Here is a 14,632-nt window from a genome sequence, read left to right on the forward strand (position 1 = left end):
TCGGTAACCCGAACGTCACCTGAATGTGCTTCTGGCGCTACGCCACTCGCCGCACCCGCGGTATCGACCGCGGGTGCGGCTGGTGCTGTCGTGGCCGTTGCGTCCCCCGCCGGTGTTCGGGTCGCCCGGCGGGGTTACTGGTCAGTGCGCGTACTCGGCGGCCCTTGCCCAGACTCGGTGTTCGGGCAGCAGCGCCGCGATCCCGTCGAATGCCGTGGCGATAGTGTCCGCGCCTTCGACGCCCGCGGAGTTGTCGGTAATGCCCGCGGCGCGCACCGCGTCCGCTCCGTCGGGTGTGTAGGCGATGCCTTTGAGGTGGCGATGCGCCTCCTGCACGAGCGTGGTCAGCCGCAGGTCGCCGACGGTGGCCGCGACGAGCAGGGCGTCGAATTCGATGGACCGGGCGGTGTCGAGCGTGCGCGAGACGACCACCTGCTGCGCGCCGTTGCCGAGTTCGCCACCGTGCGGCGCGATGACCAGGGGCGTCATCGACTGCTCGGCGACCGTGGCGACGGTGGCGGCCAGATCGGCGAGGTCGGTCTTGTCGTCGGCGACGATGCCGATGATCCGGCCGTCGCAGGGCCACCGGTTACCGACCTGCGAGAGTGCGGGCGATGCCAGCACCTGGACGTTCTTGCTGGGCTTTCCTGGCAGCGGGAGTCCCAGACCGGTCGCAACGGTCTGGGCAAGCTGCTCGTCGATCTGCCGCAGCACTGTCACGGCTCGCTGCTTGATGGCCTTCTCATAGCACTTGCCCAATTCGAAGGTGTAGGCCTTGGCGACGTGCGCCTGTTCGACCGGCGTCAGGCTGGCGTAGAAGATCCGCGCCGAGCTGAAGTGATCGTCGAAACTCTTCGGTGCCTCCCGAACCTTCCGCCCCGCAACCGCTTCCGGATACTCGATCAGCGCGGCGTCCTTGTTCCCCGCCAGGAACGGGCAGCCGCCGTCGAGACTGTTGGGACGGTAGGGCGCGACCCCGGCATGTCCTGCGGTCTGGTGCATTCCGTCGCGGAACATGTCGTTGACCCCGACGTGCGGCCGGTTGATCGGGAGTTGCGCGAAGTTGGGGCCGCCGAGCCGGGAGATCTGGGTATCGAGGTAGGAGAACAACCTGCCTTGCAGCAGCGGGTCATCGGTGTGGTCGATGCCGCGAACGAGGTGGCCGGGGTGGAAGGCGACCTGCTCGGTCTGCTCGAAATAGTTCGTCGGGTTGGCGTTGAGCGTCATGGTGCCGATCACCTGGACCGGCGCCAACTCTTCCGGTACGAGTTTGGTGGGGTCGAGCAGATCGATGCCTTCGAAGGTCTGCTCCTCGGTATCGGGAAACACCTGGACGCCCAGATCCCACTGCGGGAACGCGCCGGATTCGATGGCGTCGGCGAGGTCGCGGCGGTGCATGTCCGGATCGACGCCAGCGGCGATCTGTGCCTCTTCCCAGAGCAGGGAATGCACACCGAGTCTCGGCTTCCAGTGGAATTTCACCAAGACGGTCTTGCCGCGCGCGTTGACCAGGCGGAAGGTGTGGACTCCGAAACCTTCCATCATTCGGTAGGAGCGCGGCAGCCCACGGTCGGACATGTTCCAGAGAGTGTGCGCGGTGGCCTCGGTATGCAGCGTCACGAAATCCCAGAAGGTGTCATGGGCGCTCTGCGCTTGCGGGATCTCCCGGTCCGGGTGCGGCTTCGCCGCGTGGATGATGTCGGGGAATTTGATGCCGTCCTGGATGAAGAACACCGGGATGTTGTTGCCGACGAGATCGAAGACGCCCTCATCGGTATAGAACTTCGTCGCGAAGCCGCGGGTGTCGCGCACGGTATCGGCCGAACCGCGCGAACCGAGCACCGTGGAAAAACGCACGAAAACCGGTGTTTCCTTGCCCTTTTCGAACAGCGAGGCACAGCAGATCCGCTCGGCGGCGCCATTGGCGGCGAACACGCCGTGCGCGGCCGCGCCACGCGCGTGGACCACCCGCTCGGGGATGCGCTCGTGGTCGAAGTGGGTGATCTTTTCCCGCAGATGGTGATCTTGGAGAAGAACCGGCCCGCGCGGCCCGGCCTTCAGCGAGTGGTCGGTATCGGTCAGTCGCGCACCCTGTGCCGTCGTCAGGAAGGCGCCTTGCTGGGCCATCGCGTCGATGGGTACGTCGACCGGCGTTCCGGTCGCGGTGCTCGGTCGCGGTGCCGCCTGATCCCGCTTCGGCGGAAGCGGCTCACGGCGCTGAGTCGGCTCTTCCACCGGCACCGCCGCACTGGAGGGAACGCCAGGGGCGATGGGCTGGGTTTTCGACTTCGGGCGTGAGGTTCGGGGCATTGGACAGCACCTCCTGTAATCGAACGAACACGAGGACGCTTCCGCGAGTTCAATCGCGAGAGCCGACCGGCGGCTCCGGTCAGCGGCTTCCACCAGTACATGACCGGCTATGCCCATCCGCTCGCACCGCAAACAGACCGCCGGAGTTGGACGAGACGGAGCTGTTTCGGAGCGCCACCGCTCTGCGGGCTACCGAGCCGCTCGGACCCGCCGACCGGGCATGCTGACGGCCGCGACCAGGCACGCGACCACGAGACAGCCGGTGCACGCGCTGAAGGCGGCGGCGTACCCGGCTGCTAGTGCGATGGCGCTCAGTGCGGCGAGGCCGACCGCGCCGCTGGTCTGGCGCACCGTGTTCAGTACGCCCGCGGCGAGGCCGCTGCGTTGGCTGGGCACACCGTCGGTGGCGGCCACGGTCAGTGGGGTGAACGCGGCGGCGGTGCCGAAGCCGAAGACCGCACCCGAAACCAGCACGGACCAGAAGTAGGAGGCATCGACCGCGAGACTGAGGCTGATGCCGGCCAGGCCGGTCGCACCGATGGCGCAGCACAGCATGGTCGCGCGGCGCGCCCCGAATCGGACGGTGAACCCACCGGCCGAGCGAGCTCCCGCGACCATCGCCACGCCGACCGGCAGATATCCCACTCCGGCCAGCAGCGGTGAATAACCGTGCACGTCTTGCAGATACAGCGAAAGCAGCACCGGGCTCGCCAGGAAACCCGCACCGAGCAGGAACATCACCACATTGGCGCTGCGCACCGAGCGCACCCGGAAAATGTCGAGCGGCAACAGCGGATCGGCGGCCACGGCGTGCTGATGCAGCGCGAACAAGGCGAGCAGGACGAAACCGGCCAGCAACGGCCCGAGCACCGACCCGGCCGACCATCCCACGGCGGCCGAGCGCATGATCGCCGCCACCACACCGGAGATGCCCGCGGTGACCAGCACCGCGCCGACCACGTCCAGGCGTGGCCGGTCAGCCGCCTTCGGCTGCCGCGGCAGCACGCGGACCGCCCCGACCACGCCGACCAACCCGAGCGGCGCCAAGACGAAGAACACCCATCGCCATCCCGCCAGCTCGGTGAGCATGCCACCGAGCACCGGCCCGGCCGCGGCACCCGCCGCGCCCACCGCACTCCAGGTCGCGAGCGCGCGGGCACGCGCGGACGGTGCGGTGAAGGTGGCGGTCAACATCGCCAACGTCACCGGCATCAACAGCGCGCCACCGACTCCCTGGACGGCCCGCGCCGCCAACAACAGCACGGGAGATCCGGTGCAGCCCACCGCGACTCGCGCGACCGTGAAAAGTCCGAGCCCGAGCAGCATGATCGCGCGGCGGCCGAACACATCCACACAGCGCCCGCCGAGCAGGAGAAATCCGGCGAAGGTTAGCGTGTAGGCGTTCACCGCCCACGGCAGCGCGGCGGGGGAGAACCCGAGATCGGCACGCAGGGCGGGCAGCGTGACCGAGACGATCGTGGCGTCCATGATCACGCAGAACGACCCGACGCAGGCCAACGCCAGCACCAGTCCCTCGTGGCGCGAACGGCCGTCGCTCACCCGTTTCGTAAGGCGCGCCGTCGTGCTCATCGGTCCCACTCCGCGCACTGCGCCTGGGCGCGAAACCGCAACGCCGGGTCGGCGTATCGCGCGGCGTCGACGGCGTAGAGCGCGTCGATGGACGCCCGATAAGCCCCGAAACCGGCTGCCAGCGCGTGAATCTCGGCCTCACTCGCGGGCAGGCAGGCCGTGTCGAGGAGCGCGCGGACCGTATCCACCGAACTCATCCCGCCACCGCCGTCCGAGAAGGGGACGACTGCGCTCGGTGCCAGTCCGTGTGCCGCTGGTACGCCTCGCCGACCCGCAGGATGACGGCTTCGCCGAAGGCGGGACCCGCAATCTGTAGTGACAGAGGTAGTCCCGCTTCGCCCACGCCCATCGGCAGTGCCAGTACCGGGTTTCCGAGCCCGTTCCAGTAGGGGGTGTGGATCAGCTGGAACACGCGGTCGTCGTCCTGATGTCCTGCGTCGTCGCCCAGTTCGTCGAGCCGTGGCGCGCCGCACGCGGCCGTGGGGCAGACCACCACGTCGACGCGCTGGAACAACTCGCCGATCGCGAGCTGGGCGACGCGCCGGACTCGTTGCGCCTGAACGTAATCCGCGCCCGATGTCAGCGCACCCTTGGCGAGCAAGCCACGCGACGCCACGAAGTAGTCGGTCCACCGCCGGGACAGGTCCGTCCGGTGATAGGCGAGCCCCTCGCAGGTGGCGGTGAGCAAGGTCGCCGTGATCGTCTCGTGCCAGTAGGGCAGGACGACCTCTGCCAGGTCGGCACCGCGGGCGGCGAGCACCGCCATCGCCTGATCGAACGCCGCTGTCAGCCGCGGATCGGCGTTCTCAGGAAAGTGTGCGTGCCGCACCACGCCCACCCGCACGCCGGTCAGGTCGGACGGGTCCCGCACCGGATCACCACGGCGGGAATCGAAGTCGGGCGCGGTGACACTGTCCGGGTCGCTCGGGTGTGCTCCGGCGATGACCCGCAGCAGCTCCGCGCAGTCGCGCACGGTCCGTGCCATCGGGCCCACCCGGTCCAGGCTGTAACCCAGTGGTACGCAGCCGGATTTCGGCACCAGGCCGAAGGTCGGCATCAGGCCGGTGATGCCGCAGAACGCGGCGGGCATCCGAATGCTGCCCGCCGTATCCGAGCCGAGACCGCCCAGAAAGCAGCCTGTCGCGATGCCGTTGGCGGTGCCGGAGCTGGAACCACCCGCCCAGCGGGTCGGGTCCCATGGATTGCGCGGCACGGGGAATGGCAGGTTCGGATCCGGTATCCCGCACGCGAATTCCATCGTCGTGGTCTTACCGGTGATGATCGCGCCCGCGCGCTTCAGCCGGGCGACCACCGGTGCGTCGCGGCCCGCGCCCCATGTGCGGTCGTGCACGGAACTCTGGGCGGTGGTCGGACCGTCGGCGTCGGCGATGGTGTCCTTCACCGCGACGGGGATGCCGTGCAGCATGCCCCGATCGACGCCGCGCGCCAGTTCCTCGTCGGCGCGCCGAGCCCGGTCTCGGGCCTGGTCGTCGAATCGGGTCAGGTAGATGCCGAGCTCGGAGTCGTGCCGGTCGGCCAGCGCGATCGCGGCCTCGACCAGCGCGGTGCTCGTCGTGTCGCCGTCGCGCAAAGCGCGGGCTACCTCGGTGATGGGATACGGCTCTTGCGGCACTGTCGCCTCCACGTGCTGAGTAGGTAAGGCAAACCTTGCCCGTTCAACCCGGGTTGAGGTCAACTAGTGCTATGCCAACACTGACGCCGATCGCCACCGTCGTACAGCACTTCGGCATTCCGCTATCGACGCTGCACTATTGGGAACGCCGTGGGCTGATCACCGCGCAGCGCCGCGGCGGGCGGCGCTGCTACGACACCGACCAGCTCTACCGGATCGACTTGATCCGGCAATGGCAGAGCACCGGGTTGATGAGCCTGGACGAGATCGCCGTGTTGCTCAGCGCGCCCTCCGCCGCGTCGCCGGACGCGCAGTGGCGCGCGCTCGTGCACGCGCAGCTGACCGCACTCGAACACCGGATGGCCGAGCTCGAAAGGGCCCGCGACTATCTGCACGTGTTGCTTACCTGTCCGCACCGCGGCGAACTGGAACGGTGTCCGAACTACCGTGCGACGGTGTCACTTCCGGGCGGACTCGGGGACGACGAGCTCGCCTAGGGAGCGGATTCGCACAACGCGGTGACGGCGGGCCGGACCAGACGAATTCCGTTGCGGCTCCGAGGTTTACGCCGTACTCAGGCAAGCCACGGAGTAGCGTGGTGGCAGTCACAGCTGCTTACAGAATCGGACTCCGTCATGAAGAAGTTGCTGTCGTGGTCGGCCGTGCTCTGCTGGCTCACCGTCCTGCTCGAGGGTTACGACCTCGTCGTGCTGGGGGCCGTCATCCCCACGCTGATCGATCAGCACCACATCGGATTCACCGTCGCCAGTGCGACATTCGCGGCAACCATGTCGCTGGTCGGGGTGGCCATCGGCGCGACGGGGTCGGGGCCGATTACCGATCGCTACGGTCGGCGTTGGATGCTACTCGGCTCGATCGCGGTGTTCTCGGTGTTCACCGCCGCCATTCCGCTGGCCGGATCGGTCGGTGTCTTCGCCGCGTTCCGGCTGATCGCCGGGCTCGGGCTCGGCGCGTGCATGCCGACCGCGCTGACCCTGATGGCCGAGCACATGCCGCCGGTCCGCCGGGCGTTCGCGAGCACGGTCACCATGACGGGCTATCACGTCGGTGCCGTGCTCTCCGCGCTGATCGCCCTTCGGTTCGTCCCGCACTGGGAGCCGATGTTCTATCTGGGCGGCGTGGCCGGACTGCTCTTACTGCCGGTGGTCTGGGCCAAGCTCCCCGAGTCCGATGCCTACTTGGCGGCCAAGGCCGCACCGAGCGGAGTTCAGCCCACCGTGCTGCTGCGGCCGGTGTATCTGCGTGCGACGCTAGGGGTTTGGGTCGGTTCGTTCATGGGATTGCTGCTCGTCTACGGCTTGAATACCTGGTTGCCGAAATTGATGCGGGACGCCGGTTACAACATGTCCACCTCGCTCACCATGCTGCTGGTGCTGAACGTCGGAGCGATCATCGGCCTGCTCACGGCCGGGATGCTCGCCGACCGGCGGGGCATCAAGCCGACGGTGCTGGCGTGGTTCGGTGCGGCGGCGGTCTTTCTCGCGCTGCTGAGCGTCAAGGCGTCCAGCAGTCTGCTGCTCAACGCGGTGGTACTCGTCACCGGCATCTTCGTCTTCTCCGCCCAGGTGCTCATCTACGCCTATGTGACTCAGGCCTACCCGGCCGGAATCCGGGCCACCGCACTGGGTTTCGCTTCCGGCGTCGGTCGCCTCGGCGCGATCTTCGGTCCGACGATCACCGGCTGGCTCATTGTCGTCGGCGCGGCGAATCCGTGGGGCTTCTATCTGTTCGCCGCCGTCGCGGTCATCGGGCTGCTCGCCATGTCCGCCGTTCCCCGTACCACTGTCGACGGCCTGGCCTCGGTCGAACCCGTCGCGCCGAGTCGCCCGGGATGAGGGCCACTCGCACTCAGGTCGCTATCGTCGGAGCCGGTCCGGCCGGTCTACTGCTCGCGCATCTGTTGCACCGATCCGGCATCGAGTCGGTCGTTGTCGACAACCGCACCTACGAGCAGATCGCGGGCACCGTCCGTGCGGGGATTCTCGAAGCCGATTCCGTTCGGCTGCTGGTGGATTCGGGAGTATCCGGCCGCGTGCTCACCGACGGGTATCGGCACGACGGTGTCGTGCTGCGCTTCGACGGTGTGAATCACCGGATCGACTTCCAGGAGTTGGTCGGTGCATCGGTGTGGTTGTATCCGCAGACCGAGGTGTTCATCGACCTGGCCGGGCGGCGCGGGGTCGATGGGGGAGACGTGCGGTACGGGGTGGCCGACACGGCCGTCGAGATTTCCGGCGATCGGCCGACGGTGACCTGCACGGATTCGGACGGGCGTGCGGGGCGCATCGAGGCCGACCTGCTAGTCGGTGCCGATGGCTCCCGATCGATCTGCCGCCACGCTTTTCCGCCGGGCGCTCGCGAGGAATGGTTCCGCGAATATCCGTTCGCCTGGTTCGGTTTTCTCACCGAGGCGCCGCGATCGCATCCCGAACTGATCTACACGCGCTCCGAGCACGGCTTCGCACTGATCAGCCAGCGCACTCCCACCGTGCAGCGGATGTACTTCCAATGCAAACCGACTGAGCGCCTGGCGGATTGGGACGACGACCGGATCTGGGCCGAAATGCGGCGGCGGGTCAACGGCAATGGCTTCGTCCTCCGAGAAGGCCCGATCAGCGCGAAGTCGGTGCTGCCGTTCCGCTCCTTCGTCACCGCGCCGATGCGCTATGACCGGCTGCTGCTGGCCGGTGATGCCGCGCACACGGTCCCGCCGACCGGCGCTAAGGGCCTGAACCTGGCGCTCGCCGACGCGGCGGTGCTCGCCGAGGTGATCGTCGACTACTACGCCGAGGGCGATGCGGACGTGCTCGACCGATACACCGAGCGCGTCAAGGAACGGGTGTGGCGGGCCCAGCACTTCTGCTACTGGCTGACCACGATGCTGCACGCCGTCGCCGGTGCGTCCCCCTTCGATATCGAGCGACAGCGCGGGGAGCTGGCGTTGATCACCGGATCACGTTACGGCGCAGCGTATTTCGCGGAGGCTTACACCGGCTGGCGGCAATCAAGATCCGTGTAGCCGATGCGCGTTGGCGGTGATGGCGTCGCGCAGTGCCTGTTCCGGGCCGGACAGGCGGGTGCGGCGGTGCAGGAGGACGAATTCGAGGTCGCCGAGGGCGGGCAGGGTGGGATCGTCGATCTTGACCAGACCATCGGGGAGCAGCGTCTCGGAATGCACGATGTAGCCGAGTCCGGCGAGCGCGGCGGCGCGCAGCCCGAGCAGGCTGTCGCTGACACAGGTGATGCGCCAGACGCGGCCGTCGCGCTCCAATGCTTGCAGCGCGATGCGGCGGGTGAGGCTCGGTGGCGGGTAGGTCACCAGCGGGACCGGGTCGCCCGGGATGGTGCCGCCGGGCGGTCCCGCCCACACCAGCCGGTCGCGCCAGATCAACTCACCGTGGCTTTCGCCGGGGAGCCGCTTGCCGAAGACCATGTCCAGTTCACCGGCGGCCATGCGGGTCTTCAGGGTCTCGCTCAGGCCGACGGTCAGCTCGAGGTCGATGCCAGGATGGTTGCGCCGGAATTCCAGCAGTACCTCGGGCAGGTCGCTGGCCACCAGGTCGTCGGAGGCGCCGAATCGGAGCAGGCCGGTCAGGGTCGAGTCGGAGAAGAACTGCTCGGCCCGGCCGTTCGCGGCGAGGATGGCGCGGGCGAAGCCGACCATGGCGACGCCGTCGGCGGTGAGGGCGAGGTTGCGGGTATCGCGGCGCAGCAGGCTGCGGCCCGCCGCCTTCTCGAGTCGGGCGATGTGGCCGCTGACGGTGGATTGGCGCAGGCCGAGGATCTTGCCCGCGGCGGTGAATCCGCCAGCCCGTTCGACGGTGAGAAAGGTGCGCAGCAGCTCCGGGTCGAACATGCCTCAATTTATCATGATATCGGTTTACAGATATTCGATTGAGCGCCTTTCGCGATCGAGTGGGCGCTCGTAGCGTCAGCGTCATGAAGTACCTCAACAAGTTCTACATCGACGGTTTCATGCTCGGCATCGTCGCGAGCGCCGTGCTGGCCAGCGTCTTTCCGGCGCAGGGTGGGGTGGCGGAGGTAGTCGACCGAGGTACGAAGGTGGCCATCGCCCTGCTGTTCCTGCTGTACGGTGCGCGGCTGGAACCACGGGAAGCGATTGCGGGACTGCGGCATTGGCGGCTGCACACGGTAGTGCTGGGAGTGACCTTCGTGGTGTTCCCGCTTATCGGGCTCGCCTTACGCGTGCTGGTGCCCTCGGTGCTGACCGAGGACCTGTACATCGGTGTGCTCTTCCTGTGCCTGGTGCCCTCCACCGTGCAATCGTCGATCGCGTTCACCGCGATCGCGCGCGGCAATGTCGCTGGCGCTGTGGTCAGTGCCTCGCTGTCGAATCTCGTCGGGGTGTTCGCGACCCCGCTGCTGGTGGTGTTGCTGATGGACACCACGGGTAAGGCCGAGGTGAAGGCGTCGACGGTACTGGTCATTATGGTGCAGCTATTGCTGCCGTTCCTGCTCGGACAGCTGCTGCGGCCGCGGCTCGGCTGGCTGTTGCGGCGGTCGACGCCGTTGAAGGCGGTCGACCGGGGTTCGGTGTTCCTGGTCGTGTACTCCGCGTTCAGTGCCGGTATGGCCGAACACATTTGGAGTGGACTGTCACCGCTGCGGGTGCTCGCGACCGCCCTGGTGTGTGCCGGGCTGCTCGCGGCGGTGCTCGGTGCGACCGCCGGCGTCGGCAAGATGCTCGGGTTCGCCATGCCGGACCGCATCGTGCTGGTCTTCTGCGGATCGAAGAAGAGCCTGGCGACCGGGCTGCCAATGGCGTCGGTGCTCTTCGTCGGTCAACCGGTGGGCCTGATCGTGTTGCCGCTCATGATTTTTCATCAGATCCAGTTGATCACCTGTGCCGTCCTGGCACAGCGTTACGCCCGCAGATCGGAGGTAACCGTGTGGAGCACGAAACGAGAGGTCGAGAAGGTCGAATCAGCAGACGCAAAGCCATCGGAACCGGGGTGGCTGCGCTCGGCGGCGCAGCGGTCGCTGGTGTGGGGGTCGCGGCGATGAGCAGGCCGTCGGCCGCATCGGATCGCCCGATGACGGATCTGGATACGAAGCTGGACAAGGACTCTCATCTGTTCCGACTGAGCGCGGCCGAGCCGCTGCGCTTCGACGGCGGGACCTTGCAGGGCGCGCACGAAGGAAACTTTCCGGTGCTGCTCGGTCAGGAGGCATCGGTCTACATCGCCCGGCTAGAGGTGGGTGGCATTCGGGAACCACACTGGCATCCGACCGCGTGGGAGCTGAACTTCATCATCTCCGGCCGGGCCGAGTGGACCATTCTGGGCACGCACCCGGATGGTGACTACCGCAACGACAAGTTCGAGGCCGGGCCAGGCGATCTCGTGTTCGTGCCGCAGGGCTTCTTCCACTATTTCGGCAACGCCGATCCGGAGCAGATGCTGGAAGTGTTGGTGGTGTTCAACACCAGCGCCACCGAGCCCGCCGACGATATCGGGATCGTCGCCACGCTGAATTCCCTTCCGCGCGAGGTGCTAGCGGCCTCGTTCGGCATTCCGGTGGCGGCGTTCGATCAGGTGCCCGCCGAGGTCAAGCCGGTGGTGATCACCCGACGGCACGGTGAGAAGGTGTGGGCCGCCGACGAATTGATCGGCGGCCCACCCTTATCGCAGGGCTGCTGACGTACTGGGGTGGTCGTGCAGGAACTTCGGTACGACCATCCGCCACGCATCGACGATCAACTCGCGCATTTCGCCCTTGTCGATCGCGGCCATCGAACAGTCGACCCAGTTGTATCGCAGGTCCGACGCCCTGGGCAGCAGAAATTTGTCCGGCTCAGCGGCGACCAGCGCGGACCGTTCGGCTTTGGGAAAAGCGAACCCCATCACCGTTTCGTCCCGGGAGAACGCGATGTACACGATCCGGCCCACCCGAAACTTGATGCGATCCGCCACGATCGCCTCGTACGAACGGGGGAGGGTGAGTGCCAGCGCACGCACGTCCGCGACGGTGATCATGCCCCGATGATGCCACCGGGGACCGACAGGTTCGGGTATAGCTTCCTGCGCACCGTCTACGACGGCTAGGTGGTCCCAGCATCGACGGGAATGGGTACAGCGGGGGCTTGGTCTGTTTCGGGGAGCGTTGTTTTGGACCGACCGGCTGTCAGGACTACGACGACGACCGCGGCCACCACGCTGGTGGTTGCGATGATGGCGGCCACTCGACCGGTCGAGTCGCCGACCTCGTCGGTGAGATCGAGGTTGGTATGCCCGAAGACCACGGTGGCCAGTGCCGCGCCGATGGCGCCACCCAGGTTGTGGAACGTCCACGACGCCCCCACCGCGAAGCCGGACCGCGTGGGCGGCACCGTCGAAATCGCCAGCACCGTAGCGGGTCCCAGTACCAAGGCCCAGCCCGCACCGAACAGGACGAGAGCGACCAACAGGACCGGCAGGTGGCTGCCGAACGCGGACCAGGCGATTCCGGCTCCCGCCAGGGCCAGCAGCCCGAAACCCCAGGGCAGCAACGAATGCGCGCCGAGGCGATCGACGAAACGGCCCGCCACCGGCGATGCGAGCGCGAGGGTGCCGCTGACGAGCAACAGCACGAATCCCGCCTGCCGCACGTCGAAGTCTCGGCCCTGGGTCAGGTACGTCGGAATCACCAGCAGCGCAGCGGCATAGAACAAGCCGAGGGAGAAGTCCGAGACGATCGCGGCGACGAACCTGCGATTACCGAACAACGCGGGATCGATCAACGGGTTCGCCGCGCGACGCTCCGCCACGATCCCGACCGCGACGGCGACGACCAGGACAAACCCGGCGAGCAGCACCCAGGGCGACAGCCACCCGCGTAGGTCGCCGAGCACGAAAATGCCCACCGCCGAAACCACCGCGAGCGCGACAACGACCTGACCGGGCCAATCGGTGCCGCCGGTGCGGTCGGGCTGCACCTGCGGGACCGCGAGCGCAATGGCGATCAGTGCCGCGATGCCGAGCGGAATATTGATCCAGAAGATCGACTGCCAGCCGAGGCTTGGCACCAGCAGGCCGCCGAGCACCGGCCCGATGGCCAACCCCAACCCGTTCACCGAGTACAGCCAGCCGATCGCCTTTCCTCGATCGCCTTGCGGGAAAAGCGATTCCACCAGTGTCGAGGTGCTCGTATACAGCACGGCGCAGGCGGCGCCCTGGACGAAGCGGGCGATGAGCAGCGTGCCGATCGACCATGATGCGGCCGCACCCGCGGAGGCGATCACGAACAGGGCCAAGCCGAACAGCAACACCCGCCGACGCCCGAGTCGATCTGCGACGCGTCCCGCCGTGACCATGAACATCGACAGCGCCATGAGGAAGACGCCGAGGGTGAGCTCGGTATTCGACGCACCCGCCTGCAAATCGTCGCCGATGGCGGGCAGTGCGGTGGTGACGATGGTCAGATCGATGCACCCGAGGAACGACGCTACCGCGAGTCCGGCGAATCCGGCGATGCGCCGCTGGCCGGGGATCTCGGTCGTCATTGCTCCGCCCCTTCCGCGTTGTGCAGCGCGGACTTTCGCTTCTTGAAGCGCAATGGGAGCCACGCGACCCGGTCCGGGTGTTCCGGCTCGACGAACAGTTCCCTGGTGCGCCCCATCGCCGCGGAAATCCGCTGCGGGTAGATCACATAGTCGAAACCCTCGTGCGCCCACAGCGGCATGATGATCGGGCATTCTTCCAAAAGGTATGCGCGGCAAGACTTCCGGACCATGTCCTGATCGACATCCGGTTCCCGGGTCAGTCGCCGCTCGATGAACCGGTCGATGGTGCTGTCGACGGCGTTTCGATAGCGGTCGTCGGTTTCGTAGGCCTGCTCGACCGCGTCGTAGAGGTCGCCGTAGCGGGGATGGGAAAGCGCGAAGTCCCATCGCAAAATGTTGGTGGGGCAGTCGATCTGGTTCAAGTAGCCGATATTGCGGGTGATCCATTCGTCACCCGCGATGCGGGCACGTGCGTGCCGGTCGATATCGGTTCCGCCGCTGAGGTTGTGCCGTTGCAGGGTGTCCGCGACGGCGATAGCGCAGCGGCCGAAGTTCGAGCGGTTGATCAGATCGATTGTTGCCGCGAGCTTTTCGCCTTCGTGGTAGTCCGCGCCGACACTGACCAGCAGTACCGTGGAGCGACCTTCGGTGGTGATGGTGTCCGACCGTAGGTCGTATGCGGCTTTGTGCGACGCCGAGAGCAGCGTAGTTGTCGTCATCAGCTCCACACCTTCAACGACTCGGCCGGATCGCTCACCCCGATGAACAAGCCGATGGTGATGCGGGGACGGTCCTGCGACGGAGCGACGGCATGGACGCGACGCGGGTCGATGAAGATCGCGTCGCCGACCCGCGGTGTGATCACCACGGCCGGGTTGCCGACGGATGCGCGGTCGATGCCGTACACGCGGTCGCCGGACCGATCCCGATACTCGCGTTCGTCCGGGTAGTCGTCCCAGATCTCCAACTCCCCGCCCCGGTCCGGCACGTCCAGGTAGACGTTGACCGACAGTTGGCGGCGGATCCGAATAGCGAAGTCCTCCGGCAGGTTTCGGCCGATATTGTCCGTATGCGGCTCCAGATCCACCCCCGCCAGCTGGTAGCGCGCGACGCCCGCGAAGAAGGCTTGCCCGTCGCGGCGGAGCAAACTTGCTCCGGACGGCCAGATCTCGTCGAGCAGCAGCCGAAGGTCGTCCGCGGGATAGGAATACGGCGCGGCGATGGCGCGCAGCCGCTCGATGTTGTGATGCGCCTCCTCGAAGTACCGCTTGCGTCCGGCCTCGGTGTTCGTCTCCGAGAACGCGTGTCCGATGCGGCGGAACTGCGGGTCGGTGCCGAGCGGGCCGTGATCCTGCCTGCCGACGAAGGCTTTTCGCAGGTGCGCCAGTGCGTCGGGCCGGACGAACCCGGCCAGCCGAACGGCGTGAACGTCGCCGTTCAACAGTGCCGTCAACGAGTCGTGATCGAATCCCTGCCTGGTGGTGTCCAACACGCGTTCTCCGAGAGATGGCGTGGCCGTAGTCATGTCGTTCCCCTCTGGTTGTCGCTCGATGGACCGGGCACAGGCCCGGGCAGGA

At 67.1% G+C, this 14,632-nt stretch carries 14 protein-coding genes; 5 read left to right on the top strand and 9 right to left on the bottom strand.

Features of this window, described 5'->3' with window-relative positions; all coding sequences use genetic code 11:
* Positions 1-141 precede the first annotated feature (141 nt).
* From KV110_RS13845 to KV110_RS13860, 4 genes are all read right to left on the bottom strand, one after another.
* Entirely contained in the window at positions 142-2,310 is a 2,169-nt protein-coding gene (locus KV110_RS13845; protein WP_218476462.1) for a catalase, read from the bottom strand.
* 189 nt (positions 2,311-2,499) lie between these two features.
* Positions 2,500-3,900, bottom strand: coding sequence for an MFS transporter (locus KV110_RS13850; protein ID WP_218476464.1), 1,401 nt, complete (start codon positions 3,898-3,900; stop codon positions 2,500-2,502).
* Positions 3,897-4,097, bottom strand: coding sequence for a hypothetical protein (locus KV110_RS13855; RefSeq protein ID WP_218476466.1), 201 nt, complete (start codon positions 4,095-4,097; stop codon positions 3,897-3,899). Before KV110_RS13855 ends, KV110_RS13850 begins: the two co-directional genes overlap by 4 nt.
* Positions 4,094-5,533, bottom strand: a complete 1,440-nt coding sequence (locus tag KV110_RS13860; protein WP_218476467.1) for an amidase — start codon at positions 5,531-5,533, stop codon at positions 4,094-4,096. The genes KV110_RS13855 and KV110_RS13860 overlap by 4 nt, the downstream gene beginning before the upstream one ends.
* A 71-nt stretch (positions 5,534-5,604) precedes the next feature.
* Here KV110_RS13860 and KV110_RS13865 point away from each other — a divergent pair, with 71 nt between their 5' ends.
* The 3 genes from KV110_RS13865 to KV110_RS13875 all read left to right on the top strand — a co-directional run bounded on the left by KV110_RS13865 (position 5,605) and on the right by KV110_RS13875 (position 8,573).
* Positions 5,605-6,030 carry a helix-turn-helix domain-containing protein gene (locus tag KV110_RS13865; RefSeq protein ID WP_218476468.1) on the top strand — a complete coding sequence of 142 codons (426 nt, stop codon included), beginning with the start codon at positions 5,605-5,607 and terminating at the stop codon, positions 6,028-6,030.
* 138 nt (positions 6,031-6,168) lie between these two features.
* Positions 6,169-7,389, top strand: coding sequence for an MFS transporter (locus KV110_RS13870; RefSeq protein ID WP_218476469.1), 1,221 nt, complete (start codon positions 6,169-6,171; stop codon positions 7,387-7,389).
* Complete coding sequence (locus KV110_RS13875) at positions 7,386-8,573, top strand: 4-hydroxybenzoate 3-monooxygenase (protein WP_218476470.1); 1,188 nt, start codon at positions 7,386-7,388, stop codon at positions 8,571-8,573. Before KV110_RS13870 ends, KV110_RS13875 begins: the two co-directional genes overlap by 4 nt.
* Here KV110_RS13875 and KV110_RS13880 read toward each other — a convergent pair.
* Positions 8,559-9,410 (bottom strand): LysR family transcriptional regulator, encoded by an 852-nt coding sequence (locus tag KV110_RS13880; protein WP_218476471.1) that lies wholly within the window; start codon positions 9,408-9,410, stop codon positions 8,559-8,561. The two genes, KV110_RS13875 and KV110_RS13880, sit on opposite strands and share 15 nt — an antisense overlap.
* A gap of 83 nt (positions 9,411-9,493) precedes the next feature.
* On the opposite strand from KV110_RS13880, the gene KV110_RS13885 reads away from it, so the two are divergent.
* Positions 9,494-10,579: a bile acid:sodium symporter family protein gene (locus KV110_RS13885; RefSeq protein ID WP_218476472.1), complete on the top strand. Its 1,086-nt coding sequence runs from the start codon at positions 9,494-9,496 to the stop codon at positions 10,577-10,579.
* Positions 10,580-10,608: 29 nt separating this feature from the next.
* Complete coding sequence (locus KV110_RS13890) at positions 10,609-11,214, top strand: cupin domain-containing protein (protein ID WP_246634520.1); 606 nt, start codon at positions 10,609-10,611, stop codon at positions 11,212-11,214.
* Here KV110_RS13890 and KV110_RS13895 read toward each other — a convergent pair.
* The 4 genes from KV110_RS13895 to KV110_RS13910 all read right to left on the bottom strand — a co-directional run bounded on the left by KV110_RS13895 (position 11,197) and on the right by KV110_RS13910 (position 14,580).
* On the bottom strand, positions 11,197-11,550 hold the full coding sequence (locus tag KV110_RS13895; RefSeq protein WP_218476474.1) for an MmcQ/YjbR family DNA-binding protein: 354 nt from the start codon (positions 11,548-11,550) through the stop codon (positions 11,197-11,199). The genes KV110_RS13890 and KV110_RS13895 overlap by 18 nt on opposite strands.
* Before the next feature lie 65 nt (positions 11,551-11,615).
* Complete coding sequence (locus KV110_RS13900) at positions 11,616-13,055, bottom strand: MFS transporter (protein WP_218476475.1); 1,440 nt, start codon at positions 13,053-13,055, stop codon at positions 11,616-11,618.
* Positions 13,052-13,774, bottom strand: coding sequence for a tRNA-dependent cyclodipeptide synthase (locus tag KV110_RS13905; RefSeq protein ID WP_218476476.1), 723 nt, complete (start codon positions 13,772-13,774; stop codon positions 13,052-13,054). The genes KV110_RS13900 and KV110_RS13905 overlap by 4 nt, the downstream gene beginning before the upstream one ends.
* Positions 13,774-14,580 (bottom strand): 2OG-Fe(II) oxygenase, encoded by an 807-nt coding sequence (locus tag KV110_RS13910; protein WP_218476477.1) that lies wholly within the window; start codon positions 14,578-14,580, stop codon positions 13,774-13,776. Before KV110_RS13910 ends, KV110_RS13905 begins: the two co-directional genes overlap by 1 nt.
* Positions 14,581-14,632 lie beyond the last annotated feature (52 nt).

The sequence above is a fragment of the Nocardia iowensis genome, from assembly GCF_019222765.1.
GTDB lineage: Bacteria > Actinomycetota > Actinomycetes > Mycobacteriales > Mycobacteriaceae > Nocardia > Nocardia iowensis.